The organism is Streptomyces sp. NPDC003032, assembly GCF_053591415.1.
The window spans coordinates 16,849-39,921 of record NZ_JBSFTT010000032.1 but is presented as its reverse complement, the minus strand read 5'-3'; the positions used below and the strand labels follow the sequence as shown (position 1 = coordinate 39,921).

General features: G+C 69.6%; 22 protein-coding genes, 1 tRNA gene and 1 pseudogene. 11 read left to right on the top strand and 13 right to left on the bottom strand.

The features are described 5' to 3' along the window. Positions 1 to 3: 3 nt before the first annotated feature. Both ACWDZ7_RS33540 and ACWDZ7_RS33535 read right to left on the bottom strand, forming a co-directional pair. Positions 4 to 570 carry a Uma2 family endonuclease gene (locus ACWDZ7_RS33540; RefSeq protein WP_451802257.1) on the bottom strand — a complete coding sequence of 189 codons (567 nt, stop codon included), beginning with the start codon at positions 568 to 570 and terminating at the stop codon, positions 4 to 6. Positions 571 to 753: 183 nt separating this feature from the next. After that, positions 754 to 827: transfer RNA gene (locus ACWDZ7_RS33535), tRNA-Gly, on the bottom strand. A gap of 297 nt (positions 828 to 1,124) precedes the next feature. On the opposite strand from ACWDZ7_RS33535, the gene ACWDZ7_RS33530 reads away from it, so the two are divergent. From ACWDZ7_RS33530 to ACWDZ7_RS33520, 3 genes are all read left to right on the top strand, one after another. Next, complete coding sequence (locus ACWDZ7_RS33530) at positions 1,125 to 1,283, top strand: hypothetical protein (protein ID WP_451802256.1); 159 nt, start codon at positions 1,125 to 1,127, stop codon at positions 1,281 to 1,283. Between the two features lie 109 nt (positions 1,284 to 1,392). Continuing rightward, the gene (gene dcd, locus ACWDZ7_RS33525; protein ID WP_451802254.1) at positions 1,393 to 1,968 is read left to right on the top strand and encodes a dCTP deaminase; all 576 of its coding nucleotides are present in this window, start codon (positions 1,393 to 1,395) and stop codon (positions 1,966 to 1,968) included. Positions 1,969 to 2,024: 56 nt separating this feature from the next. Further along, positions 2,025 to 2,522, top strand: coding sequence for a phosphoribosyltransferase (locus ACWDZ7_RS33520; RefSeq protein WP_451802252.1), 498 nt, complete (start codon positions 2,025 to 2,027; stop codon positions 2,520 to 2,522). 111 nt (positions 2,523 to 2,633) lie between these two features. Here ACWDZ7_RS33520 and ACWDZ7_RS33515 read toward each other — a convergent pair whose 3' ends face one another. The 7 genes from ACWDZ7_RS33515 to ACWDZ7_RS33485 all read right to left on the bottom strand — a co-directional run bounded on the left by ACWDZ7_RS33515 (position 2,634) and on the right by ACWDZ7_RS33485 (position 11,422). Next, positions 2,634 to 3,668, bottom strand: a complete 1,035-nt coding sequence (locus ACWDZ7_RS33515) for a Yip1 family protein (RefSeq protein ID WP_451802251.1) — start codon at positions 3,666 to 3,668, stop codon at positions 2,634 to 2,636. A 191-nt stretch (positions 3,669 to 3,859) separates the two neighbouring features. Then, positions 3,860 to 5,344, bottom strand: coding sequence for an FG-GAP-like repeat-containing protein (locus ACWDZ7_RS33510; protein ID WP_451802250.1), 1,485 nt, complete (start codon positions 5,342 to 5,344; stop codon positions 3,860 to 3,862). Between the two features lie 84 nt (positions 5,345 to 5,428). Further along, positions 5,429 to 6,913 (bottom strand): FG-GAP repeat protein, encoded by a 1,485-nt coding sequence (locus tag ACWDZ7_RS33505; protein WP_451802248.1) that lies wholly within the window; start codon positions 6,911 to 6,913, stop codon positions 5,429 to 5,431. A 338-nt stretch (positions 6,914 to 7,251) separates the two neighbouring features. Continuing rightward, a complete protein-coding gene (locus ACWDZ7_RS33500) occupies positions 7,252 to 8,709 on the bottom strand; it encodes an FG-GAP repeat protein (protein ID WP_451802247.1) in 1,458 nt (485 codons plus the stop codon). Between the two features lie 84 nt (positions 8,710 to 8,793). Further along, positions 8,794 to 10,188, bottom strand: a complete 1,395-nt coding sequence (locus ACWDZ7_RS33495; RefSeq protein ID WP_451802245.1) for an FG-GAP repeat protein — start codon at positions 10,186 to 10,188, stop codon at positions 8,794 to 8,796. Between the two features lie 208 nt (positions 10,189 to 10,396). Next, positions 10,397 to 10,570: a DUF397 domain-containing protein gene (locus ACWDZ7_RS33490; protein ID WP_451802243.1), complete on the bottom strand. Its 174-nt coding sequence runs from the start codon at positions 10,568 to 10,570 to the stop codon at positions 10,397 to 10,399. Positions 10,571 to 10,573: 3 nt separating this feature from the next. Beyond that, the gene (locus ACWDZ7_RS33485; RefSeq protein ID WP_451802241.1) at positions 10,574 to 11,422 is read right to left on the bottom strand and encodes a helix-turn-helix domain-containing protein; all 849 of its coding nucleotides are present in this window, start codon (positions 11,420 to 11,422) and stop codon (positions 10,574 to 10,576) included. 253 nt (positions 11,423 to 11,675) lie between these two features. Between ACWDZ7_RS33485 and ACWDZ7_RS33480 the strand changes: the two genes are divergently transcribed. Further along, positions 11,676 to 12,173, top strand: coding sequence for an ATP-binding protein (locus tag ACWDZ7_RS33480; RefSeq protein ID WP_451802239.1), 498 nt, complete (start codon positions 11,676 to 11,678; stop codon positions 12,171 to 12,173). A gap of 18 nt (positions 12,174 to 12,191) precedes the next feature. Here the strand turns inward: ACWDZ7_RS33480 and ACWDZ7_RS33475 are convergent, their stop codons facing one another. Then, positions 12,192 to 14,459 (bottom strand): heterodisulfide reductase-related iron-sulfur binding cluster, encoded by a 2,268-nt coding sequence (locus tag ACWDZ7_RS33475; protein WP_451802238.1) that lies wholly within the window; start codon positions 14,457 to 14,459, stop codon positions 12,192 to 12,194. A 356-nt stretch (positions 14,460 to 14,815) separates the two neighbouring features. Between ACWDZ7_RS33475 and dnaK the strand changes: the two genes are divergently transcribed. The 5 genes from dnaK (at position 14,816) to ACWDZ7_RS33450 (ending at position 19,726) form a co-directional block, all read left to right on the top strand. After that, positions 14,816 to 16,675 (top strand): molecular chaperone DnaK, encoded by a 1,860-nt coding sequence (gene dnaK / locus ACWDZ7_RS33470; RefSeq protein WP_451802236.1) that lies wholly within the window; start codon positions 14,816 to 14,818, stop codon positions 16,673 to 16,675. Next, entirely contained in the window at positions 16,675 to 17,388 is a 714-nt protein-coding gene (grpE, locus tag ACWDZ7_RS33465) for a nucleotide exchange factor GrpE (protein WP_451802235.1), read from the top strand. The genes dnaK and grpE overlap by 1 nt, the downstream gene beginning before the upstream one ends. Before the next feature lie 33 nt (positions 17,389 to 17,421). Then, positions 17,422 to 18,618, top strand: a complete 1,197-nt coding sequence (gene dnaJ / locus ACWDZ7_RS33460; protein ID WP_451802233.1) for a molecular chaperone DnaJ — start codon at positions 17,422 to 17,424, stop codon at positions 18,616 to 18,618. A gap of 1 nt (position 18,619) precedes the next feature. Further along, entirely contained in the window at positions 18,620 to 19,081 is a 462-nt protein-coding gene (locus tag ACWDZ7_RS33455) for a heat shock protein transcriptional repressor HspR (protein WP_451802232.1), read from the top strand. Between the two features lie 132 nt (positions 19,082 to 19,213). Then, the gene (locus ACWDZ7_RS33450; RefSeq protein ID WP_451802231.1) at positions 19,214 to 19,726 is read left to right on the top strand and encodes a hypothetical protein; all 513 of its coding nucleotides are present in this window, start codon (positions 19,214 to 19,216) and stop codon (positions 19,724 to 19,726) included. 4 nt (positions 19,727 to 19,730) lie between these two features. Here the strand turns inward: ACWDZ7_RS33450 and ACWDZ7_RS33445 are convergent. Both ACWDZ7_RS33445 and ACWDZ7_RS33440 read right to left on the bottom strand, forming a co-directional pair. After that, positions 19,731 to 20,441 (bottom strand): annotated as a pseudogene (locus ACWDZ7_RS33445) (helix-turn-helix transcriptional regulator); the annotation flags it as partial. A gap of 186 nt (positions 20,442 to 20,627) precedes the next feature. Then, positions 20,628 to 21,617 carry a helix-turn-helix transcriptional regulator gene (locus ACWDZ7_RS33440; RefSeq protein WP_451802230.1) on the bottom strand — a complete coding sequence of 330 codons (990 nt, stop codon included), beginning with the start codon at positions 21,615 to 21,617 and terminating at the stop codon, positions 20,628 to 20,630. A gap of 107 nt (positions 21,618 to 21,724) precedes the next feature. Between ACWDZ7_RS33440 and ACWDZ7_RS33435 the strand changes: the two genes are divergently transcribed. Both ACWDZ7_RS33435 and ACWDZ7_RS33430 read left to right on the top strand, forming a co-directional pair. Further along, positions 21,725 to 22,060, top strand: coding sequence for a hypothetical protein (locus ACWDZ7_RS33435; protein ID WP_451802228.1), 336 nt, complete (start codon positions 21,725 to 21,727; stop codon positions 22,058 to 22,060). Beyond that, entirely contained in the window at positions 22,057 to 22,416 is a 360-nt protein-coding gene (locus tag ACWDZ7_RS33430; protein WP_451802227.1) for a hypothetical protein, read from the top strand. The genes ACWDZ7_RS33435 and ACWDZ7_RS33430 overlap by 4 nt, the downstream gene beginning before the upstream one ends. Positions 22,417 to 22,551: 135 nt before the next feature. Here the strand turns inward: ACWDZ7_RS33430 and ACWDZ7_RS33425 are convergent, their stop codons facing one another. Continuing rightward, complete coding sequence (locus tag ACWDZ7_RS33425) at positions 22,552 to 22,986, bottom strand: pyridoxamine 5'-phosphate oxidase family protein (protein WP_451802225.1); 435 nt, start codon at positions 22,984 to 22,986, stop codon at positions 22,552 to 22,554. Positions 22,987 to 23,073 lie beyond the last annotated feature (87 nt).

The window sequence follows — 23,073 nt, the reverse complement described above, 5'->3', positions numbered from 1 at the left end:
GGTTCAGACCTGGCTGAGGTCGATCTCTACGGCGAAGGGGGCGGCGGCCTTCACGGCCCCGGTGAACACGTCCCCGTCCCGGTAGGTCCTCGTCGCGGGGTCGAGTAGGTACGTATACACCAGCGGCGTGCCCGTCGCGGCCTGCTCGATCCGCCAGTAGAAGCCGATGCCGGCCTTGGCGTACTGGTCGACCTTCACGATCCGGTCAGTGGTCTCGGAGCCCGGCGACACCACTTCGGCCACCAGCAGGACATGCTCAGGCCGGGTGGGAGTGACGTCGATCGTGTCCGCGCGGTAGACGATGACGTCGGGGCGGCGATTGGTGAGCGGGACGTCCTGCAAGCGGACGTCGAAGTCCGTGTCGGCGTTCCAGTCGGGGCCGGCGGCAGCGTCCAGGGCATTCGCCAGGATCCTGGCCAGCCGGTTGTGCCGCTTGGACGCGCTAGGGCTCACGACGACCATTCCGTCCACGATCTCGATGCCGGCGCACTGCTCCTCGGACCACGACTCGTATTCCTCCGCCGTGATCTGCTCGTGCATCCACGCCGGGGCCACCATCTCGGCAGTCACCACATGCCTCCCGGACACTGTGCGGCGGACTCGATCCCGCTGGATTCAGCGTACTGTCTCCACCTCGTGCACGCGTCGGACCCACCAGCACACAGGGATACCTGTATGCCTGGCAAAAAGGCTTCCCGGCGACCGAAGCCTGGAAACGACGAAGGCCCAGGTCGCTGACCTGGGCCTCAACTGTGGAGCGGGTGACGAGAATCGAACTCGCACTCTCAGCTTGGGAAGCTGATGTTCTACCACTAAACTACACCCGCGAAACGTGCCGCCAGAAGCGGTGTCGTAACGTCGCACACTCTACCTCATCACGGGCCCCGGGCGCTCTCGCCGCGGGGCCCGTGTGCTGTCCGGGAGGTGGATGCGCCGTGCGGCGGGAGGGAGTTGGGGCGTACCGTGGACGGGCCGCAGGCGGGTCGTGGGCCGTGGTCGTGCCGCTTGGAGTGGCGTCCCTTTGGTGTCGTAATGTGGGCTTTCGTGCGTTGAGGGGCGGAGAGGGAATGAGCCTCCGGCGCACTGGTTCAGAGACGGCTTTGGGGAAGGGACTCGAGGACTTGATGGAGCGCACCGTCGTCCGATGTGCCGAAGGGCACGTGTTCAGCACCGCGTCGTTCCCGATGCAGCAGGCCGGCCGGCTCGGTCCCGGACGGCTCATCCGCTGCCCGCGCTGCGCCCGGCTCCGGCACGCGGTGCCGGTGACCCTGCAGAAGCGGTAGTCAGGGGGACAGGCACGGGGACGGGCACGGGGGCATCCGGTACAGGCGCGCGGGCCGTCACAGTCGATGAGATTGTGGTGGGCCCGCGCGCTCTGCGTATCCTCGGTGCGTGCTTCTCTCAGACAAGGACATCCGGGCCGAGATCGACTCCGGACGGGTGCGGATCGACCCGTACGACGAATCCATGGTGCAGCCCTCGAGCATCGACGTGCGGCTGGACCGCTACTTCCGGGTGTTCGAGAATCACCGCTACCCACACATCGACCCCTCCGTCGAGCAGGCCGACCTGACGCGGCTCGTGGAGCCCGAGGGCGACGAGCCGTTCATCCTGCACCCCGGGGAGTTCGTGCTCGCCTCGACGTACGAGGTCATCGGCCTTCCCGATGACCTGGCGAGTCGGTTGGAGGGGAAGTCCAGCCTCGGGCGGCTCGGGCTCGTCACGCACTCCACCGCCGGGTTCATCGACCCCGGGTTCTCCGGGCACGTGACCCTGGAGCTGTCGAATCTGGCGACCCTGCCGATCAAGCTCTGGCCGGGCATGAAGATCGGGCAGCTGTGCATGTTCCGGCTGACCTCGCCCGCCGAGTCGCCTTACGGCTCGGAGCGGTACGGGTCGCGTTATCAGGGGCAGCGCGGGCCGACCGCCTCCCGTTCCTTCCTCAATTTCCATCGGACACAGGTGTGAGCAGCGGCGTGAGCAGTGATGTGAGCAGTGATGTGAGCAGTGGTGTGAGCAGCGGTATGAGTGTTGTGCGCGAGAATCTTACGTACGAGAAGTTCGGCCGCGCCGTGCGCGAACTCGCGCAGACCGTCGCCGACGACGGGTACCAGCCGGATGTGGTGCTCTCCATCGCCCGCGGTGGTGTCTTCGTCGCCGGCGGCCTCGCGTACGCACTCGACTGCAAGAACATCCATCTGGTGAATGTCGAGTTCTACACGGGCGTCGGTACGACCCTCGAAATGCCCGTCATGCTCTCTCCCGTGCCCAACGCCATCGACTTCACCAACAAGAAGGTGCTCATCGCCGATGACGTCGCCGACACCGGGAAGACGTTGAAGCTCGTGCACGACTTCTGCCTCGATCATGTCGCCGAGGTGCGGTCCGCCGTCATCTATGAGAAGTCGCACTCGCTCGTGAAGTGCGAGTACGTCTGGAAGCGGACCGACGAGTGGATCAACTTCCCTTGGAGCGTCGAGCCGCCCGTCGTGAAGCGGGAGGGTCAGGTTCTCGACGCCTGATCCGTCTGTACTGGTCTGTGCTGGTCTGTACTGGTCTGTACGTGAGAGAAGGGCCCGGAGGAGTGATGGTTCTCCGGGCCCTTCTCCTGTGTATGTACGTACGTACGTCGTCTAGAACGTGCCCAGCTTGATGATCGACAGGATCGCCAGCAGCTGGATCGACGCCGCTCCCAGCGCCTTCGGCCACGGCAGGTCGTGTGACTTGCTCACCATGGTCGTGAGCAGCGCGCCCGCCGCGAGCCAGGTCGCCCAGCCGAGGAGCTGGACGAACGTCTGGCCGCCGCCCAGGAACAGCGCCACGATCACGCGGGGCGCGTCCGTCAGGGACATGATCAGCATGGAGAGGCCGACCGTCGGCTGCCAGGCGCCGTTGCCGCCGAGCTGGCGGGCGAGGGTGTGTGTGACGACGCCCAGGACGAAGGCGCTGATGGTGATCGCCACGCCGGTGGTGAGGACGTACGGGACCACTGACGACAGCGTGGCGTTGATCGCGTCGGAGCGGGCGTCGTCGAAGCCGAAGATCGCGAGCAGGCCGTAGAGGAACGTGACGACGAGGGCCGGGGCCCACATCGCGTAGTCCCGCATCTGGAGGAAGGTCGGACCCGGGCGCAGCACGATGCCGCGCAGCAGGTCCTTCCAGTGCAGGCGTGGGCCCATGGGCGGCGCGGGGGCCTGGCCCGCGCGGTACGTGTCGCCCTGGGTGTAGGGGTCCTCGCCGATGGAGAAGGCCTGGGTGTGCCCGGGGTTGTTGGCCGCGTAGGGGTCGTAGCCGCCTTGGGGGCCGTGGCCGTGGCCGCCCTGACCATGGCCTTGGCCGTCGGGGCCGCCGAAGTACTCCGGCTCGCCGTGAGCGCCACCGCCACCACCGCCGGCCTGCGGCCACTGCTGGCCACCGCCGCCCTGCCGCTGGCCGCCGCCCCCGTACTGGGGGCCGCCACCGCCGTACGGGGGGCCGCCTCCGTGGGGGCCGCCCCCGCCGTACTGCTGTTGCCGCTGCTGCGGGTTCGGCGGCACGGGTGGGTAGCCGTACGGCTGCTGCTGCCCCTGGGGGGCCTGCTGCCCGTACGGCTGCTGCCGCGGTTGTTGTTGCGGTCGCGATTGCGGGGCGCGGTTGTCCCGGCCGCGTCCGATCCTGAATCCAGCCACGAATCGAACGTACCTGGTCTTACGGGGTCGGGTCGTCCCTCCTTGGGAGGAGAGAGGGTTTGCGGCCGACCTGTGACAACCCCTAGGGGAACCCTGAGGGGTTTGCCATAGGCGGGCCACAGGCCGGGCCATAGGCGGGTCCACAGGGCGGTTTGCCACAGGCCGAGGCCGGCCGACGGGGCAGGGCGGAATCAGCGGCCCAGCACCGCTCCATACACGTACGGGTGCGAAGAGGCGGGCAGCCCGATGGAGTTCGGGGTGACGGCCGCGGTGCCGGGCGCCGTGACGGAGGGCAGGTTCCAGACGCCGCCCGCCGAGGCGTTCTCGCCCGGGGCGGCGACGGCCAGGTCGGGGCGGCCGTCGCCGTTGCGGTCGGCGGTGGCGAGCGCCGCCCCGAAGAGGTCACCCTTCTCGGCGGCGCCGGGGATGCCGGGGGAGTCCTGCTGGTACGCGACCGCGTTCGCCGCGCCCGACGCGTCGAGGATGCCCTTCGTACCGCCCTTCAGGACGGTGACGGCCCCCGCGCGCGCCGCGCCGCCGATCGCCTCGCCGGGGGCGCCCGCGATCAGGTCGTCCTTGCCGTCGGCGTCGATGTCCGCGACGGCGAGGGCGTTGCCGAAGTCGTCGCCCGTCTCGGCGACGCCGGGGACGCCCGGGGTGTCCTGGTTGAGGGTCTGGCCCTCCCATACGAGGCCGTCGCCGTCCCCGTAGTGGATGTGGATGCCGCCGCCCTTGGCGATCTCCTCGGGCCCGCACGGGTCGTCGATGTTCTCGTCGGCGATCTCGCGGCAGTTGCCGAGCGCGAGGTCGTCGTGGCCGTCGCCGTTGAAGTCGCCGGTGGCGAGCGCGTTCGCGGCGCTGTTGTCGCTGCTCCAGGTCAGGTCGAAGCGGCGCTCGTCCGTGCTGTAGCGGTAGAGCAGGACGTGGGACTGGATGTCGGGCGCGTTCTCCGTGTAGTACGCGACGGCCAGCTCGGGGCGGCCGTCGGAGTCGAAGTCGCCGGACGTCATGACGGGGGCGCGGCCGCCCATGGGCTTGGCCATGACGGGCTCGGTGCGGGCCGCGTACGGGTTGAGGTTGGCTACGACCTTGTCCTTGCCGCCGATCGCCAGGTCGACGTCCGTGTCACCGGTGAAGTCGGCGGCGACCAGGGAGTTTCCGTACGCGTCGCCGGCCCTCCCGCCGCGGCCGGCGGTGTTGGCCAGGGCGAAGCCGTCTCCGGTGCCGTACAGGACGGTGACGGAGCCCGCGTCGGCCTTGCCGTCCATGTCCTCGCCGGGGGCACCGATGACGAGGTCGGCGTACTTGTCGTCGTCCACGTACGCGCTGGTGACCGCGCCGCCGAAGCGGTCGCCGGTCTCGGGGGTGCCGGGCACCTCGACGGTGGCCTGCGTGATGCGGCGTACGTTGCTGGAGCCGGGGCCGCCGTCGCCGCCGAAGACGACGCTCACGTAACCGGCCTTGGCCTTGCCGTCGACGGTGCCGGAGGGCACGCCGACGGCGAGGTCCGCGTAGCCGTCGCCGTCGAAGTCGCTGGTGAGGCGGGTGGGTTCGGTCGGCTCGGAGGCCACCGAGGTGACCGAGGCGGTCGCGGTGGTCGCGAGGGGGAGAGCGAGGCCGGTCGCGGCGAGGGCGGTGGCCGAGGCCAGGGCGAGGGTGCGGGTGCGTGTGCGCATGGAGGCTCCGGAGGTATGGGACACCGGGCCCGCGCTTGGTGTGCGGGCCCGATGATCCGTGACGGGAGTGCGGGGACGCGACGGTCAGTCGGCGAAGTTGGCGCCGAGGCGCGGCGTGCCCGAGCCCGAGATGCCCACCGTGGAGGTGTAGACGCCGGCCGTGCCGGAGAGCGTGCCGTCCGCCTTGGAGTCCAGGAGGTAGAGCGCGCCGTTGGAGCCGTTCTCGCCGGCCGCGCCCACCGCGATGTCGCCGCGGCCGTCGTCGTCGAGGTCGTCGATGTGGACGTCCGAGCCGAAGAAGTCGTTCTTCTCGTCGGCGTTGGGGACGCCGGGGGTGTTCTGGCTGAGCAGGACGGAGCCCGCCGTGGAGAGGCCGGAGCCGTCCGCCGCGCCGTAGACGACGGTGATCGAGCCCGCGTCGCTGACGCCGTCCAGGTTCTCGCCGGGGGTGCCCACGACCAGGTCGAGGTGGCCGTCGCCGTTGATGTCGCCGAGGTCCAGCTCGGAGCCGAACGCGTCGCCGGTCTCGCCGGCGCCGGGCACGCCCTCGCTGTCCTGGGTGATGACCTGGCTGCCGCCGTACGGGCCGGTCGACTTGCCCTTCACGACGTACACACTGCCGCCCTTGTGAGCGCCGTCGATGCCGTCGTCCCAGGTCAGGCCGATGATGATGTCGCCGTAGCCGTCACTGTCCGTGTCGCCCACGTCGGTGATGTGACCGCCCGGCAGCCGCTGCACGCCGGTCGTCGTGATGCCGTTCGCGCTGCCGGGCAGCCAGAGGTTGGCGTTGTAGTCGTCGGCGACGGAGAAGCCGTCGACGATCAGGTCGTCCTTGCCGTCGCCGTTGACGTCACCGGAGTGGAGGTTCAGGGGGCCCGCGCCCTCACCGCTGTGGATGGGCGGCTGGACGGTGTAGTGGCCGCGGGTGGCGCCGCTGCGGGAGATGCCGCCCCTGTAGACGTCGAGGGTGGCCGCCCCCGAGCTGGAGCCCATGACGAGGTCGTCCTTGCCGTCCCCGTCGAAGTCACCGGCCTGGATGGGTCCGCCGAAGAAATCGTGCTTGGTGGGGCGAGGGTCCTTCAGCGTGGTGCCGCCGGACAGGCCGTTCTTCGAGCCCCACAGGACCTGTACGGTGCCGCCGTCGACGTCCGAGCCGACGTCCTCGCCGATCGCGGCCACCGCGAGGTCGTCGTACCCGTCGCGGTCGAAGTCGCCGTACGCGGTGTCGCTGCCGAAGCGGTCGTTCTTCTCGGCGTCGCCGGGCACGCGCGCGCTGTTCTGGCTGTACGTGGTGTGGTGCCGCTCGGTACCGCCGTACGTCACGGTGACCTGGCCGGCACCGGCTTTGCCGTCGACGTTGGCGCCCGAGGCGGAGGTGGCGAGGTCCGCGACGTCGTCGCCGTTGAAGTCGGCGTCGTCGGGCTGCGTGGCGGCGGCGGGCTCGACGGCCGACGCGGTGGCCGCGGTGGCGGTGAGCAGCCCGCCGGACAGCGCGGCCGCTACGGCCGTCGCCGCGGCGAGGCGTATGCGGCCGGGTCTGGCGGGGGTGGAGCGCTTGTGCTGGGCCATGCGGGTCTCCTGCGGCATGCGGGGATGCCTGGCGGGCATCCGCGTTCGATGGGGTGCGGAGCCAGTGCGTTCACCGGGCATTGGCCCTGGCGTCACGCCGTGGTCGGCGAAGGGGAGACCGTCGGAGGGGCTCAACGGTTGTACTGCGGCAGGGAGTTGGGGGAGGTTGCCGGAGTTGGGGGGATTTGGCAGGGAAGCGCAAACGCCGGACGGGCTGGATTGCCTCCAGCACGTCCGGCGTTTGAGGATGAACTCGGCGGAACCGGTGGGTTACCGGAACCGGTGGGTCACCGAAACGGGTATCTCACCGAAACCGGTGAGATACCGAAACCGGTGATTTACCGGCCCAGCACAGCCCCGTACTCAACCGCCCCCGCCAGCCCCAGCTTGCCCGGCGTCACCGACGTGACCGGCGGGTTCGGGCCGTCCTTCGGGGTCGCGCCGTACCAGACGCCGCCCTTGCCGTCCTCGCCCGGCGCGCCCACCGCGATGTCCGGGTAGGTGTCGCCGTTGTAGTCGCCGGTGGTGACGGCCGCGCCGAGGCGGTCGCCCGCCTCCGCGGTGCCCGCGACGTCCGTGGAGTTCTGGCTGAAGGAGGGGCCGACGAGGCCCTGGCCGGTGCCGAGCGAGGCGAGGACCCAGTAGGAGCCGGCGCTCTTCGCGGTGCCGATGGCCTCGGTGTCCGCGCCGACGATCAGCTCGTCGACGCCGTCCTTGTCGAGGTTGGCGGACGCGAGGTGCGCGCCGAAGTTGTCGTCGGCCTCAGCGTCGCCGCCGACCTGCGGGCTCGCCTGCGTGGTGCAGGAGGAGCCGCCGTCACCGAGCGCGCCGTCCTTCTTGCCGTAGACGGTGAGGATGGCACCGCCGAGACGGTCCTCACAGGCGGTCCCTTCGGACTCGGGGTTGGGCTGGACGTTGCCGATGGCGAGGTCGTCCGTGCCGTCGCCGTCGAAGTCACCGGCGGCCAGCGAGGTGTTGCTGCTGTCGCCGGTGGCCCACGTCCGCTTCCACTCGCCGGACGCCCTGCTGAGCACCGCGGTGCCGCTGACCTCCATGCCGTCGTACCCCAGGGCGATGTCGTCGCCGCCGTCACCGTCGAAGTCACCGCTGGTCACGAGGGTCGGACCGGCGAAGTGCCAGCTCTCGATACGGGTGAGCGCGGAGGAGGAGCCCGCGGTGAACGGGCCCGCCCGCATCGCGAGCGAGCTGCTCTCGTCGAAGTGGGTGTTCAGGGCGATGTCTTTGTCGCCGTCCTTGTCGAAGTCGCCGGTGGTGAGCAGCGCCCCGTAGCCCCGGGATTCGTCGTCTCCTCCGGAGGCCGCGGTGAAGCCGCCCTTGAATCCGCTCGCGGAGCCCCACACGATCGTGACGGTGCCCGCGCCCTGGGCGGCGTCGATGGCCTCGCCGGGGGTGCCGACGATCAGGTCGGCGAGACCGTCGCCGTTCATGTCGTTCGAGTCGACGGCCGTACCGAACTTGTCGCCCGCCTCGACCGTGCCGGGCACGCCCGCGGTCGACTGGCTGACCGTCACCGAGCCGTGCTGTCCGAGGCCGGACGCGCCGCCCCAGACGACGTTGACGTAACCGGCCTTGGCCTTGCCGCCGACCGTCGCGCCGGGCACGCCGACCGCGAGGTCCGCGTAGCCGTCGCCGTTGTAGTCGGCGCGGGGCTTCGCGGGCTCGGTGGCGGACGCGCCGCCCGCCGTCAGGGCCGTGATGCCGAGGGCGGTGGCGGCGCAGAGGGCGCCGGCCGCGATGAGCCTGTTCCGCGCGGGCTTCCGCACGTGCTGAGTCACTTAGATTTCTCCAACTTGAGTAGCTTGAGCGGCTTGAGCGGCTTGAGCGGCTTGCGCCGAGAAGGGAGTCGGCGCGGGCCGGGGTCAGCGCAGAGTGTGTCCGAAGCCCGCGTTCAGGCCGCCGACGCCGAAGTCCCTGCCGTTGAAGGACGTCACGGACGACGAGGTCAGGCCCGTCGCCGTGCCGCGCAGGACCCACACGGCGCCGACGTCCTGGGTCGTGTCGATGTCCTCGCCGGTGGCACCGGTGGACAGGTCCGCCTTGCCGTTCTTGTTGATGTCCTTCAGGCGTACGGACGTACCGAAGTGGTCGCCCGGCTCGGCGACGCCGGGCACGCCCGCGGTCTCCTGGTGCCAGGCCTTGCCCGAGGTGAACGCGCCGCCCGAGGACTTGAGGAGCGTGACGCTGCCGGTGTCGGCCACCGTGTCGACGGTCTCGCCGGGCGCGCCCACCGCGAGTTCGGGCAGGCCGTCGCCGGTCACGTCGCCCGCGGAGACGGACGCGCCGAAGTGGTCGTCGGCCTCGTCGGCGCCGGGCACGCCCGCGCTGTCCTGGTTGTACGTCACCGGAGCACCGAACTCGCGGTCGCCGCCGAACCGGACGCTGACGGAGCCGCCCTTGCCGCCGCGCCCGTTGAGCGGGTTCCCGGTGATCAGATCGTCGTAGCCGTCGCCGTTGACGTCACCGGCGGTGGCCGCGGAGCGGGTGGCGGTCGGGTCGTCGCCCTCGGCGATGATCTCGGCCTGGTAGCCGTAGTCGCCGACGCCGCCGTACATGTGGGCGGTCCAGGCGCCGCCGTCCGCGCGCTCGCCGTACAGGACGAAGCCGACGCCGTCCTTGTACTTGAAGTTGCCCGCGATCATGCCGTCCAGGCGGGCGCCCTCGGGAATGAAGTCGACCTCCAGGCCCAATGGGCGCTCGAACTCGTTGCCGTCGCTGTAGAACCACCAGTTGTCGCCGCTGATCACGGCGAGCTGCGGGGAGCCGTCGTAGTCGAGGTCGGTCCAGGCGGTGGCCTCGCCGAAGCGGCCCGCGGTGTCCGCCGGGGAGTTCACGACGCGGCCGCCGGAGGTGAAGCCGCCCTTGCCGCCCCAGACGATGGTGACGGAGCCGGAGGGCTTGCCGTCCACCTTCTCGCCGGGGGCGCCGACGATGAGGTCGGCGTAGCCGTCGCGGTTCACGTCACCGGTGGTGACGCTCTCGCCGAACTCGTCCTCGGGCTCGGTCACGCCGGGCACCTGGAGGGAGTTCTGGGTGAGCGTCGTCGCCCGGTCGCTCGCGACGCCGGACGCCGAACCGAAGGTGACGGTGACGGAGTTGGTGTTCGGCGAGCCGATCGCGAGGTCGCGGTAGCCGTCGCGGTTGAAGTCGTCCTTCAGGGTGGAGGCGGCGCTCGCCGAACCGGCCAGCGGCAGCGTCAGCCCCGCGACCGCGAGGGCCGCGACGGTGGCGGTGACGGCCGGGCTTCTTACGCGCACGTGGTACTCCCAGAAGTGGGGCGGGGCAGGGCATCTGCGGCTCTGCGTGAGCCCTTGGGCAGGGCTTGGCTTCCGGGTGTGTGACTCGCGAGGTGTACGAAGGGTTGTGCGACGGGGGTGGCGCGGTGGCCATGAGGTGGCCCAGCCCCCGGCTCTCCCCCCTGGGCCTAGCCCTCGTCACCCGCGCGGGGGGCGGCCGGCCTTGCGTTCACGGAGACTGGAGCTTGCCGAGCAGGGCGGTCAGGGCGTGCGGGTCGAGGGCCAATATGCGGTCGGGTGCCTCGCTTTCGCGGAGCAGTATGGTGCCGGTGGCGCGCGCGAGTTCCACGCACTCGTTGCCGTCGGCACCGTCGGAGTATGAGGACTTCTGCCAACAAGGCATGCCTTACAGCTCCTTCCACACTCGGTGGATCAAACTCCTTGAGTCGTCTGGCTCCAAGGACATGGACTCAACCCTACGGAAGAGCTTGCGCATGGCGAGAAGCTGGGCGGGGGAATCCAGGAGCAGCGAACCCTTCGGCGTATCCCTTTGCGCGGTATCCAGGCCGGGCACTGTGCCGATCGCGTAGAGCATCGACGCTCCGGCCCCAGCGAATCCGAACACGTCGAAGGGGACGACTCGCACCGTGGTGTTCGGCCGCTCCGACTCCTCGAGCAGTGTGGCTAGCTGGGCTTGGGTGACGCCTCGGGTGGCAACGTGTGTGCGCAGCACACTCTCGTGCAGGATGGCCGTGTACGGCACTGGGGCCTTCCTGGAAAGCACCTCTGCACGACGCATTCGATGCTCCACCCGCAGATCGAGTGCGGCGCCGGGGAGTTCGGGTTGCCAGAAGGCGAAGACGGCACGGGCGTAGTCGGGTGTCTGGAGGAGACCCGGAACGAGTGCGGTTGCGACGACTCGCAGGGACCGGGCGTGATGTTCCAGCTCCGCCAAGTCCGCGAACACGGGTGGCAATGACTCCCGGTACTCCTCCCACCAGCCCCGCGTCCGATCCGTGGCCATGGCCACCAACGCGTCGATCAACTCCTGGTCGGCGCAGGAATAGTGCGACGCCAACCGCCGTACGCGCACCTCGCTGACGCCCGCGACACCGGACTCGATCTGGCTCATCGTCACGGGAACGGCCCCGAGCAATCGCGCGGCCTCGCGTGCCGTCAGTCCGGCCGCCTCACGCATCTTGCGCAGCTCGCGACCGAGCCGCTCCTGCCGAGCGGTGGGCTGTTTCCGTGGCACTGAACCTCCGCGCCGCCCAAGGCGGGCCTTGTGTCGGGGAGTTGGTCACTCCGTTGGTTGACCAGAGTACGACAACGGGTTGCGCGAGACTAACCTTAGTCTCTACTGTCGGTGACGCGTCGCACACACAGCGATACCGGATCCCGGAAGCGCACCGCCCCGCCACGCCATGGCGGACGCGACACAGCCACCGCCGCACGGTCGCCGTGAAACCGCCAACTCCCTCCCCGCACAATGGAGTGCACCGATGCCAGTGACTGACCGCGCAACCGACCACGCAACCGACCGCGCGACCCCGCCGCCCTGGGCGTACAGCCTCACCGTCCCCAACGACCCCCGGTCCGTCACCGTGAGCCGTCACGCACTGCGCCTCATCCTGGGCGCACACGGACTGCCTCACCTCTCCGAGGCCGCCGAACTCCTCGCGACGGAGCTGGTCGCCAACGCCGTGCAGCACACCAAGGGCCCCGCGTCGCTCCGTCTGTACTGCGCGGGCGCGATCCTCCGCATCGCCGTGTGGGACACCGACCCCACCCCGCCGTGCCCGGCCCCGGCGGCCGCGTCGGACGAGGCGGGCAGAGGGCTCGGCCTCGTACGGGAGTGTTCCGACGGGTGGGGGTGGTGCGCCCCCGGGGCGAGCAGCGGTCCGCAGGGCAAGCTCGTCTGGTGCGACCTGGGCGCCGTACCGCTTGACGTACGCGAAAAGCTACGCGAAAGGCCGGTCCCGCCCGGGGAGGCGGAACCGGCCTGAAGAGCGGAACCTCAAGCCCTACTTGACGGGCTCCGGCTCCGGCGCGTCGACGGACTCCGCCTCGCCCGCCGGGTCGACCGGCGTCTTCACCGAGTCGAGCAGCAGCTGCGCCACGTCCACGACCTGGAGGGATTCCTTCGCCTTGCCGTCGTTCTTCTTGCCGTTGACCGAGTCGGTGAGCATGACCAGGCAGAAGGGGCAGGCGGTGGAGACGATGTCGGGGTTGAGGGACAGCGCCTCGTCGACCCGCTCCGTGTTGATGCGCTTGCCGATCCGCTCCTCCATCCACATCCGGGCACCGCCGGCACCGCAGCAGAAGCCGCGCTCCTTGTGGCGGTGCATCTCCTGCTGGCGCAGGCCGGGGACGGCGGACATGATCTCGCGCGGCGGCGTGTAGACCTTGTTGTGACGGCCCAGGTAGCACGGGTCGTGGTAGGTGATCAGACCCTCGACCGGCGTCACCGGGATCAGCTTGCCCTCGTCGATGAGGTGCTGGAGCAGCTGCGTGTGGTGGATGACCTCGAACTCGCCGCCGAGCTGCGGGTACTCGTTGGCGATGGTGTTGAAGCAGTGCGGGCAGGTGGCGACGATCTTCTTCGCGGACTTGGGCTTACGAGTCGACTCGTCGTCCTCGTCCTCGCCGTACGCCATGTTCAGCATCGCGACGTTCTCCTGGCCCAGCTGCTGGAACAGCGGCTCGTTGCCGAGGCGGCGGGCCGAGTCACCGGTGCACTTCTCGTCGCCGCCCATGATCGCGAACTTGACGCCCGCGATGTGCAGCAGCTCCGCGAAGGCCTTGGTGGTCTTCTTGGCCCGGTCCTCCAGGGCGCCCGCGCAGCCGACCCAGTAGAGGTAGTCGACCTCGGTGAGGTCGTCGACCGTCTTGCCGACGATCGGCACCTCGAAGTCGACCTCCTTGGTCCACTCCACGCGCTGCTTCTTGGCGAGGCCCCAGGGGTTGCCCTTCTTCTCCAGGTTCTTGAGCATCGTGCCCGCCTCGGACGGGAACGCGCTCTCGATCATCACCTGGTAGCGGCGCATGTCGACGATGTGGTCGATGTGCTCGATGTCGACCGGGCACTGCTCGACGCAGGCGCCGCACGTGGTGCAGGACCACAGGACGTCGGGGTCGATGACGCCGTTCTCTTCGAGGGTGCCGATGAGGGGGCGCTCGGCCTCGGCGAGAGCGGCGGCGGGGACGTCGGCGAGCTGTTCGGGCGTGGCCTTCTCCTCGCCCTCCATCGTCTTGCCGCCACCCGCGAGCAGGTAGGGCGCCTTGGCGTGCGCGTGGTCGCGCAGCGACATGATGAGGAGCTTGGGGGAGAGCGGCTTGCCCGTGTTCCAGGCCGGGCACTGCGACTGGCAGCGGCCGCACTCGGTGCAGGTGGAGAAGTCCAGCAGGCCCTTCCAGGAGAACTGCTCGACCTGGGAGACGCCGAAGGTGTCGTCCTCGCCCGGGTCCTCCCAGTCGATGGGCTTGCCGCCGGACGTCATGGGCTGGAGCTCGCCAAGCGCGGTGGAGCCGTCCGCGTCGCGCTTGAACCAGATGTTCGGGAAGGCGAGGAAGCGGTGCCAGGCGACGCCCATGTTGGTGTTCAGGCTCACCGTGATCATCCAGATCATGGTGGTGCCGAGCTTGATCATGGCGGTGAGGTAGACGAGCGTCTGGAGCGTCGCGAGGCTCATGCCCTTGAAGAGCAGAACCAGCGGGTACGAGGCGAAGTACGCGGGCTCGTAGCCGTCGACGTGGTGCAGGGCGCCCTCGAGGCCGCGCAGGACGTAGATCGCCAGGCCGATGGTGAGGATGATGTACTCGACGAAGTACGCCTGGCCCATCTTGGAGCCCGCGAAGCGGGACTTCCGCCCGGGGCGCGAGGGCAGGTTCAGCAGCCGGATGACCATCAGCGTGGCGATGCCGAGCGTCGTCATGGCGGCGATGAACTCGATGTACAGCTCGTACGGCAGGAAGCCGCCGATGACCGGCAGCGTCCAGTCGGCCTGGAAGAGCTGGCCGTACGCGGTGATGATGGTCGGCGGCAGCGTCAGGAAGCCGATGGCGACGAACCAGTGGGCGAAGCCGACGATGCCCCACCGGTTCATGCGCGTATGACCGAGGAACTCCCTGACCAGCGTGACGCTTCGCTGGTACGGGTTTTCGGTCCTGCTTCCTGCGGGTACGGGCTGTCCGAGTTTGAAGTACCGGACGAACTGGCCGATGGCGCGTGCGAGCAGCGCTACGCCGACCACGGTCAGGACCAGCGACACGATGATCGCGGCGAGTTGCATTCGGGGGCTCCTCGGGCCTGCGAGGCGGTTCCTCGTAGCGGACTACGAGTGATTACTAAGCGGTAACTTATGCAGTCCGTCTGAGACTACCCATTTACTCCGCCGCACTGTAGCCAGCCCGGCGGTGATCTGTGTCGCTCAGGCAACCCTTGCCGCAAGGCGCCGCGCAGGGGCGCGGGGAACCGCGCGACCAGCCCCGGCGCGCCCGCAGGTGGGCGTCCCTCGGTGTGGGGTCGACTTGCGCGTAAGGGCCGGATAAGAGTTGAGCCTCCCCGACTCAGCTCTGTTGACTCCGGCGAGGCGCTCATGCATCCTTGAGCCAGATCCACTCAAGAAGTACATCTGGAGGAACCGAAATGGCACGTGCGGTCGGCATCGACCTGGGCACGACTAACTCCGTCGTCAGCGTTCTCGAAGGCGGCGAGCCCACCGTCATCACCAACGCCGAAGGCGCCAGGACCACGCCGTCCGTCGTCGCCTTCGCCAAGAACGGCGAGGTGCTGGTCGGCGAGGTGGCCAAGCGTCAGGCGGTCACCAACGTCGACAGGACCATCCGGTCGGTCAAGCGCCACATGGGCACCGACTGGAAGGTGGACATCGACGACAAGGGGTTCAACCCCCAGCAGATCTCCGCGTTCATCCTCCAGAAGCTGAAGCGCGACGCCGAGGCGTACCTGGGCGAGAAGGTCGCGGACGCGGTCATCACCGTCCCGGCGTACTTCAACGACTCGGAGCGCCAGGCCACCAAGGAGGCCGGTGAGATCGCGGGTCTGAACGTCCTGCGTATTGTCAACGAGCCGACGGCCGCCGCCCTGGCCTACGGCCTCGACAAGGACGACCAGACCATTCTGGTCTTCGACCTCGGTGGCGGCACCTTCGACGTCTCGCTTCTTGAGATCGGCGACGGCGTCGTCGAGGTGAAGGCCACGAACGGCGACAACCACCTCGGTGGTGACGACTGGGACCAGCGCGTCGTCGACTACCTGGTCAAGCAGTTCAACAACGGCCACGGCGTGGACCTGGGCAAGGACAAGATGGCGCTCCAGCGCCTGCGCGAGGCGGCCGAGAAGGCCAAGATCGAGCTGTCCTCCTCCACGGAGACCACGATCAACCTTCCGTACATCACGGCCTCCGCCGAGGGCCCGCTGCACCTGGACGAGAAGCTCACGCGCGCCCAGTTCCAGCAGCTCACGTCCGACCTCCTGGAGCGCTGCAAGACGCCGTTCCACAACGTCATCAAGGACGCGGGCATCCAGCTCTCCGAGATCGACCACGTCGTTCTCGTCGGTGGCTCGACCCGTATGCCCGCCGTCGCGGAGCTGGTCAAGGAGCTGACCGGCGGCCAGGACGCCAACAAGGGTGTGAACCCCGACGAGGTCGTCGCCATCGGCGCCGCTCTCCAGGCCGGTGTCCTCAAGGGCGAGGTCAAGGACGTCCTGCTCCTCGACGTGACCCCGCTGTCCCTCGGTATCGAGACCAAGGGAGGGATCATGACGAAGCTCATCGAGCGCAACACCACGATCCCGACCAAGCGCTCCGAGATCTTCACGACGGCCGAGGACAACCAGCCGTCCGTCCAGATCCAGGTCTACCAGGGCGAGCGCGAGATCGCGGCGTACAACAAGAAGCTCGGCATGTTCGAGCTGACGGGCCTGCCGCCGGCCCCGCGCGGTGTCCCGCAGATCGAGGTCGCCTTCGACATCGACGCCAACGGCATCATGCACGTGACCGCGAAGGACCTGGGCACGGGCAAGGAGCAGAAGATGACCGTCACCGGTGGCTCCTCGCTGCCGAAGGACGAGGTCGACCGCATGCGCCAGGAGGCCGAGCAGTACGCGGACGAGGACCACCGCCGCCGCGAGGCCGCCGAGTCCCGCAACCAGGGCGAGCAGCTCGTCTACCAGACGGAGAAGTTCCTCGCGGACAACGCGGAGAAGGTCCCCGGCGAGGTCAAGACCGAGGTCGAGAACGCCGTCAGTGAGCTGAAGGAGAAGCTCAAGGGCGAGGACACGGCCGAGATCCGCACCGCCACTGAGAAGGTCGCCGCCGTCTCGCAGAAGCTGGGCGAGGCCATGTACGCCGACGCCCAGGGCGCGCAGGCCGCGGGCGGCCCCGAGGGCGCGGCCCCCGGTGGCGAGCAGGCCAAGGAAGATGACGGAGTCGTCGACGCCGAGATCGTCGACGACGAGAAGGACCAGAAGGGTGGCGCCGCCTGATGACCGAGGAGACCCCGGGTTTCGGCGAGAGCGCCGACAAGCCTGACGTCCCCTCTGGCGCCACCCCTGATGACGCGGCGCCGAAGGCCGCCGAGCCCTCCGTCGAGGAGGGCCCGGCGGCCCCGGCCGGGGACGCGGACAGCAAGACGTCCGCCCAGGACGTGGGCCTGACCGCCCAGCTGGACCAGGTGCGCACCGCGCTCAACGAGCGCACGGCGGACCTCCAGCGGCTGCAGGCCGAGTACCAGAACTACCGCCGCCGGGTGGAGCGGGACAAGGTGACGGTGAAGGAGATCGCCTCGGCGAACCTCCTCTCCGAGCTGCTGCCGACCCTCGACGACATCGGCCGCGCCCGTGAGCACGGCGAGCTGGTGGGCGGCTTCAAGTCGGTCGCCGAGTCTCTGGAGACCGTCGTCGCCAAGCTGGGCCTCCAGCAGTTCGGCAAGGAGGGCGAGCCCTTCGACCCGACGATCCACGAGGCCCTGATGCACAGCTACGCACCGGACGTCACGGAGACGACGTGCGTCGCGATCCTGCAGCCGGGGTATCGCATCGGCGAGCGCACCATCCGCCCCGCGCGGGTGGCCGTCGCCGAGCCGCAGCCCGGCGCGCAGACGGTCAAGGGCGACGAATCCGCTGAGGGTGCCGAGGGTCCCGCGGCTCCCGCGGAGGGCTCGGACGAGAAGGAGACCGGTGGCCCGGACAAGGGCTGACGGCAGCGAGACGAGTGAGGAGGGGCGTCGGGGATGAGCACCAAGGACTTCATCGAGAAGGACTACTACAAGGTCCTCGGCGTCCCCAAGGACGCCACCGAGGCCGAGATCAAGAAGGCGTACCGGAAGCTCGCCCGCGAGAACCACCCGGACGCCAACAAGGGCAACGCCAAGGCGGAGGAGCGCTTCAAGGAGATCTCCGAGGCGAACGACGTCCTCGGTGACCCCAAGAAGCGCAAGGAGTACGACGAAGCGCGTGCTCTCTTCGGCAACGGCGGATTCCGGCAGGGTCCCGGAGCCGGCGGCGGCGGATCGTTCAACTTCGACCTGGGCGACCTCTTCGGAGGCGGCGCCCCGGGTGGCGGTGGGGCGGCCGGCGGCGGCTTCGGGGGCGGTCTCGGTGACGTCTTCGGGGGCCTGTTCAACCGTGGCGGCGCGGGTGCCGGTACGGGCACGCGTACGCAGCCGAGGCGCGGCCAGGACATCGAGTCCGAGGTCACGCTGAGCTTCACGGAGGCGGTGGACGGCGCGACGGTGCCGCTGCGCATGTCCTCCCAGGCCGCCTGCAAGGCCTGCTCCGGCACCGGCGACAAGAACGGCACGCCGCGCGTGTGCCCGACCTGCGTCGGCACGGGCCAGGTCTCGCGGGGCGGCGGCGGCGGCTTCTCGCTGACCGACCCGTGCGTGGACTGCAAGGGCCGGGGCCTGATCGCCCAGGACCCGTGCGAGGTCTGCGCCGGCTCGGGACGCGCGAAGTCCTCCCGCACCATGCAGGTGCGGATCCCGGCGGGGGTGAGCGACGGCCAGCGGATCAGGCTCCGCGGCAAGGGCGCGCCCGGCGAGCGGGGCGGCCCGGCCGGTGATCTGTACGTGGTCGTGCACGTCGACACGCACCCCGTCTTCGGCCGCAAGGGCGACAACCTCACGGTCACGGTGCCGGTGACGTATCCCGAGGCGGCACTGGGCGGCGAGGTCAAGGTCCCGACGCTCGGCGGCCCGGCCGTCACCCTGAAGCTGCCCCCGGGCACGCCCAACGGCCGTACAATGCGGGCCCGCGGCAAGGGCGCGGTCCGCAAGGACGGCACGCGGGGCGACCTTCTGGTGACGGTCGAGGTGTCGGTCCCGACGTCGTTGAGCGACGGGGCGAAGGAAGCCCTGGAGTCCTACCGCGAGGCGACCGCGGGCGACGACCCGCGGGCAGAACTGTTCCAGGCCGCGAAGGGAGCATGAGATGGACGGCCGTCGTCGACAGTCCGGATTCAGTAGGGCGTACCAACTCACCGACGAGACGCCGGTGTACGTCATCTCGGTGGCCGCCCAGCTGAGCGGCCTCCACCCGCAGACCCTGCGGCAGTACGACCGCCTGGGCCTGGTCTCCCCGGACCGCACGGCGGGCCGCGGCCGCCGTTACTCCGCCCGCGACATCGAACTGCTGCGCACCGTGCAGCAGCTGTCGCAGGAGGAGGGCATCAACCTCGCCGGCATCAAGCGCATCATCGAGCTGGAGAACCAGGTCGCCGCGCTCCAGTCCCGTGTCGCGGAGCTCTCCGCGGCCGTGGAGGGAGCCGCCACCGCGATGCAGCAACGTGAAGCGGCGGTGCACGCCTCGTACCGCCGCGACCTCGTCCCGTACCAGGACGTGCAGCAGGCGAGTGCGCTGGTGGTCTGGCGCCCGAAGAGGGCGACGGACTGAGAACCGCGAGCCTGTCCGTCTGTCGGCTTGGTCGCGAAGGGGCCGGGAGGGGAACCTCCCGGCCCCTTCGGACGTTGTGGTGGCCGACCTGAAGTGCTTGTCGTGTGTCTGTTCCGGGGGAAGTGGTTTGCCATGGCCATGGTGGGGCTGTTCTGGATCGCCGAGGGCGATGTGTACGTGGGCGCGAAGCCGTCCGGACTGGCTCCCGGGGTGCGGCTGACGCCGGAGGGCGTGGCGGCCCTCGGCGACAGGCAGTCCGGGTTCTGGCCGTGGGAGGACGTACGCTCCCTCGCCATCGAGGACGTTCCGGTGAAGTCGCTCAAGCGCCATGTGGGCGTGGCCGTCGATCTGGTGCTGACGGTCGGCCTGGGCGGCTCGGACGAGGCCCCGACGATGACGGTCCGGGTCGGCGGCGCCGAGGGGGAGGCGGAGCTGACGGCGTACACCGCGGCGGCGGTCGGCTACTCCACCACGGAGTACGACCTTTCCCGCGCGCTCCTGGCCCGCCTCACGCAGGGCGCGGGCACGCTCCTGACGACGCTGGCGGCGATGGCGGAGTGGGGGCGGCGCCATGAGGGGGCTTCTCCCCGGGCGGCCGTCAGGGAGGCGCTGCTGAGGGAGTGGCTGGCGGCGGCCGACGCCTGAGACGCTAGTCCCGGTCCCGGTCCCGGTCCCGGTCCCGGTCCCGGTCCCGGTCGGGGGCGGGGTCGGGGTCGGGGTCGAGGACGCCGGACTGGCCGATGAGGTAGCCCAGTTGGGCCCGGCTCTCGCTGCCGAGGGTGGCCGCGAGTTTGGCTATGTGGACGCGGGCCGTGCGGATGTTCATGCCGAGGCGGTCGGCGATCTCGGCGTCGGTGAGGCCTTCGACGAGGAGGCCGGCGATGGCGCGCTGGCGGGGTGTTACGCCGCCCTCGGAGACCTGCGGGGCGGCCTGGGGCCACATGGGCGTGGCCAGCCGCCACAGCCGCCAGAAGGTGGTGGCGAAGTACTCGACGAGGGCCGGGTGGCGCAGCTCCAGGGCGACGCTGCGGTCCCTGCTCGCCGGGATGAACGCCACGGTCCGGTCGAAGACGAAGAGGCGGTCGGTCACCTCGTCCAGGGTGCGGGCCTCGGCGTCGCCGTCGAGCTGCTCGAAGTACGCGAGCACGGGCAGGGAGTGGCGCGTCGTGTGCTGGTAGAGGGTCCGCATCCGGCAGCCCCGGCTGAGGATCGACTGGTCACGGGGAAAGGCTTCGGCCAAGGTCTCGGGCGGGCGGGTGCCGCCGGGCTGGATGGCGAGGAACTCCCCGGTGACCTCGCTCATGGCGCGGTCGATGGCCGAGTTGATGCGTTCCAGTCCGTCGAGAACGGTGATCTCAGGGGCGGCCGTGGCGGTGGGTTCGCAGGGTTCCTCCACGGTGTGCGGCGCGTGCTCGCTGGTCATGTGCGCTCCCTCCCGCTCAGTTGAAGCGCGGCGATTGTATGCAGGGGGACGCGGAGGGGAGGACGGCCCCTCATTGAAGTGTCTACTTCCGTGCGGGGCTGTCCAGTGGTGGGGCGGGGATCGTCACCTCGGGCGGTCGTGGTCGAGAATTCCCGACTGGGCGATGAGGTAGCCGAGCTGGGCGCGGCTGCCGCTGCCGAGGGCGGCGGCGATCTTGGCGATGTGGGCGCGGCAGGTGCGGACGTTCATGCCGAGGCGGCGGGCGATGGCCTCGTCGACGTGGCCTTCGACGAGGAGCTTGGCGATGGAGCGCTGCACGCCCGTGATGCCGCCGGTCGGCGGGTCGTAGGGGGCCTCGTCGAGGAGCGGGGAGGCGCGCCGCCAGAGCTGTTCGAAGACCTTGGCGAGATATCCGACCAGGCCGCTGTGGCGGAGCTCCAGGGCGACCTGGCGGTCGTCCTGGGCAGGTATGAAGGCGACCGTCCGGTCGAAGATCATCAGTCGTTCGATGAGCTCTTCCAGGGTGCGCACCTCGACCTTGCCCTGCCTCATGTACTCGGCGTAGGCGATGGTTCCCTGGCTGTGCCGGGCGGTGTGCTGATAGAGCGTGCGCATCGTGATGCCGCGCTCGATGATGCCCTGGCTCCGCTGGACGGCCTCGGTGAGCACCGCTTCGCTGCGTCCGCCGCCGGGCTGCACGGTGAGGATCTCCGACTGGCACTCCGCGGTGGCGGCGTCTATCGCCGCGTTGATGCGGGTGGCGCCCTCCAGGACCGTGATCGCGTGGTCGGTCGGCCGGTCCTGGGCACTGATGGCCATGAATGGCTCAAAAGCGTCGGTAAGTTCGATGGCGAGCGTCCTGCGCTCCAGGATCTCCCGTTCGAGGGGATGGAGGCGCTGCGCCAACACCGAGGTGGGCGGAGCCGGAAGGAGCCAGTCGGCATCCTCCGGATCAGGGTGCAGGAGGGCGAACTCCATCAGACATGGTGCGGCCTCCGCTTCGCTGCGGCGGACCCGTCCGGAGCGCAGTGCGCTGGCGTAGAGACGCTTGCCTTCGGCGCAGAGTGCGACCACGGAGTGTGGATGTGTCCCAATTGGGCTTTTTATTGTCATTCCTCCACCCCCCAGGGTCCTGAACGTGCAGGAACATGATGCATCTCTTCTGTGGTGTTCGGATGGCTGAATGAGCCATCGTCTTGGAAGGCCGGGGGAGAGTCGCTATGGAAGTGAGGACGAAGCCCGCTATGTGCAAGGGAAAGCTTCGCTCGGTACTTGTCGGTGCCTTCTCCGTCGGGTTGGCCATCAGCGCGTTCAGTGGTCTTGAACTGGGTGCGGAAACCGGGAACGCGACGGCGGTCGTTCAGGAGTCCAAGCCGGCGCCGCCGGACATTGTCGGGTCCTCCACGCCGATGGGAGACATCGTCTGGGCCTCCACTTCGACGGACGACATCGTCTGGGGCGCCCTGTCGACGGACGACATCGTCTGGAACGCGGTGCCCGCCGACAGCGCCGACAGCAACGCCGGTCTCTCCGGGACGGGAGTTGTCGAGGCATGAGTACCCCTCCTGACGACCGCACCTTCCGCCGGGAAATGGCCACCGCCTACCGCTCCGGATGGCACTTCATCGATCTCGTGACCGCGATCCCCCATCGCGGCGACTCGTTGATGGTGACCCTTCTCGGTGAGCCGATCGTCGTCACCCGTGACGACGAGGAGGAGATCCGGGCCTACCGGTGCCTGCGGCGGCCGCGAGGCGCGCCGCAGCCCGTGCGGTGTGCCATCCGGTACGGGATGGTGTTCGTCAATCTCGACCGGCGCGACCACCAGCTCGTCGGAGAGCAGGAACAGCAGGATCCGGGCGCCATGACGAGCGCCCCGGACAGCATCACAGCCACCCCCCGCAGTGCCTGACGCGATTCCCCCGTCGTTGTAAATCGCGCAGGCACTTCCCCCAGCAGCGGCGTCACCGTGGACCTGAACACGGTGGCGCCGCTGTGGTGTGTGCACGGAAGACCCGCGCCGAAGCCCGTGCCCGGCCATTCGCGCTCACGCCTTGCCCAGCGCCCGCGTCACCTCGATCTCGATCAGGACGCGGTCCGGGTTCGGCGAGGGGCGCCGCTCGTAGCGCGCCTCGTAGCGCAGCTCCGCCGCCTCGATCGCCGCAGGTTCCGTCCTGATCGTCGCGCGGCCCTCCAACGTCGCCCAGCGCCGGCCCGCGAACTGGCAGACCGCCACCCGCGCCCCCGGCCCGTCCGCCGTGCCGGCCGCCGCGAGGATGTGCACGACCTTCCGGCTCGTCTTGCGCGCGAGGACGCGGGCCACCCCGGCCTCCGGGTCGTACGTCACACCGACCGGCACCACGTGCGGAGTGCCGTCCGGGCGCAGCGTGGTCAAGGTGCACAGGTGCCGTTCGCGCCAGAAGCTGAGGTAGGAAGCGGGCGGATCGCGCGGGTCGATCGGTGGCGATGCGTTCGGGCTCATGGACCGGAACATAGCCGCCCTGCCTTCCGGGGCTCTCCTTGAGTGGAATAGACTCAACTTTGTGTAGGTTGATGAAGTCAGCGTCAG

Coding starts and splice junctions, on each gene's coding strand:
- dnaK (WP_451802236.1), top strand. CDS start 14,816: ATGGCACGTGCGGTCGGCATCGACCTGGGCACGACTAACTCCGTCGTC.
- ACWDZ7_RS33475 (WP_451802238.1), bottom strand. CDS start 14,459: ATGCAACTCGCCGCGATCATCGTGTCGCTGGTCCTGACCGTGGTCGGC.
- ACWDZ7_RS33455 (WP_451802232.1), top strand. CDS start 18,620: ATGGACGGCCGTCGTCGACAGTCCGGATTCAGTAGGGCGTACCAACTC.
- ACWDZ7_RS33505 (WP_451802248.1), bottom strand. CDS start 6,913: ATGGCCCAGCACAAGCGCTCCACCCCCGCCAGACCCGGCCGCATACGC.
- ACWDZ7_RS33530 (WP_451802256.1), top strand. CDS start 1,125: ATGGAGCGCACCGTCGTCCGATGTGCCGAAGGGCACGTGTTCAGCACC.
- ACWDZ7_RS33520 (WP_451802252.1), top strand. CDS start 2,025: ATGAGTGTTGTGCGCGAGAATCTTACGTACGAGAAGTTCGGCCGCGCC.
- grpE (WP_451802235.1), top strand. CDS start 16,675: ATGACCGAGGAGACCCCGGGTTTCGGCGAGAGCGCCGACAAGCCTGAC.
- ACWDZ7_RS33440 (WP_451802230.1), bottom strand. CDS start 21,617: ATGACAATAAAAAGCCCAATTGGGACACATCCACACTCCGTGGTCGCA.
- ACWDZ7_RS33450 (WP_451802231.1), top strand. CDS start 19,214: ATGGCCATGGTGGGGCTGTTCTGGATCGCCGAGGGCGATGTGTACGTG.
- ACWDZ7_RS33435 (WP_451802228.1), top strand. CDS start 21,725: ATGGAAGTGAGGACGAAGCCCGCTATGTGCAAGGGAAAGCTTCGCTCG.
- ACWDZ7_RS33425 (WP_451802225.1), bottom strand. CDS start 22,986: ATGAGCCCGAACGCATCGCCACCGATCGACCCGCGCGATCCGCCCGCT.
- ACWDZ7_RS33510 (WP_451802250.1), bottom strand. CDS start 5,344: ATGCGCACACGCACCCGCACCCTCGCCCTGGCCTCGGCCACCGCCCTC.
- ACWDZ7_RS33430 (WP_451802227.1), top strand. CDS start 22,057: ATGAGTACCCCTCCTGACGACCGCACCTTCCGCCGGGAAATGGCCACC.
- dnaJ (WP_451802233.1), top strand. CDS start 17,422: ATGAGCACCAAGGACTTCATCGAGAAGGACTACTACAAGGTCCTCGGC.
- ACWDZ7_RS33490 (WP_451802243.1), bottom strand. CDS start 10,570: ATGCCTTGTTGGCAGAAGTCCTCATACTCCGACGGTGCCGACGGCAAC.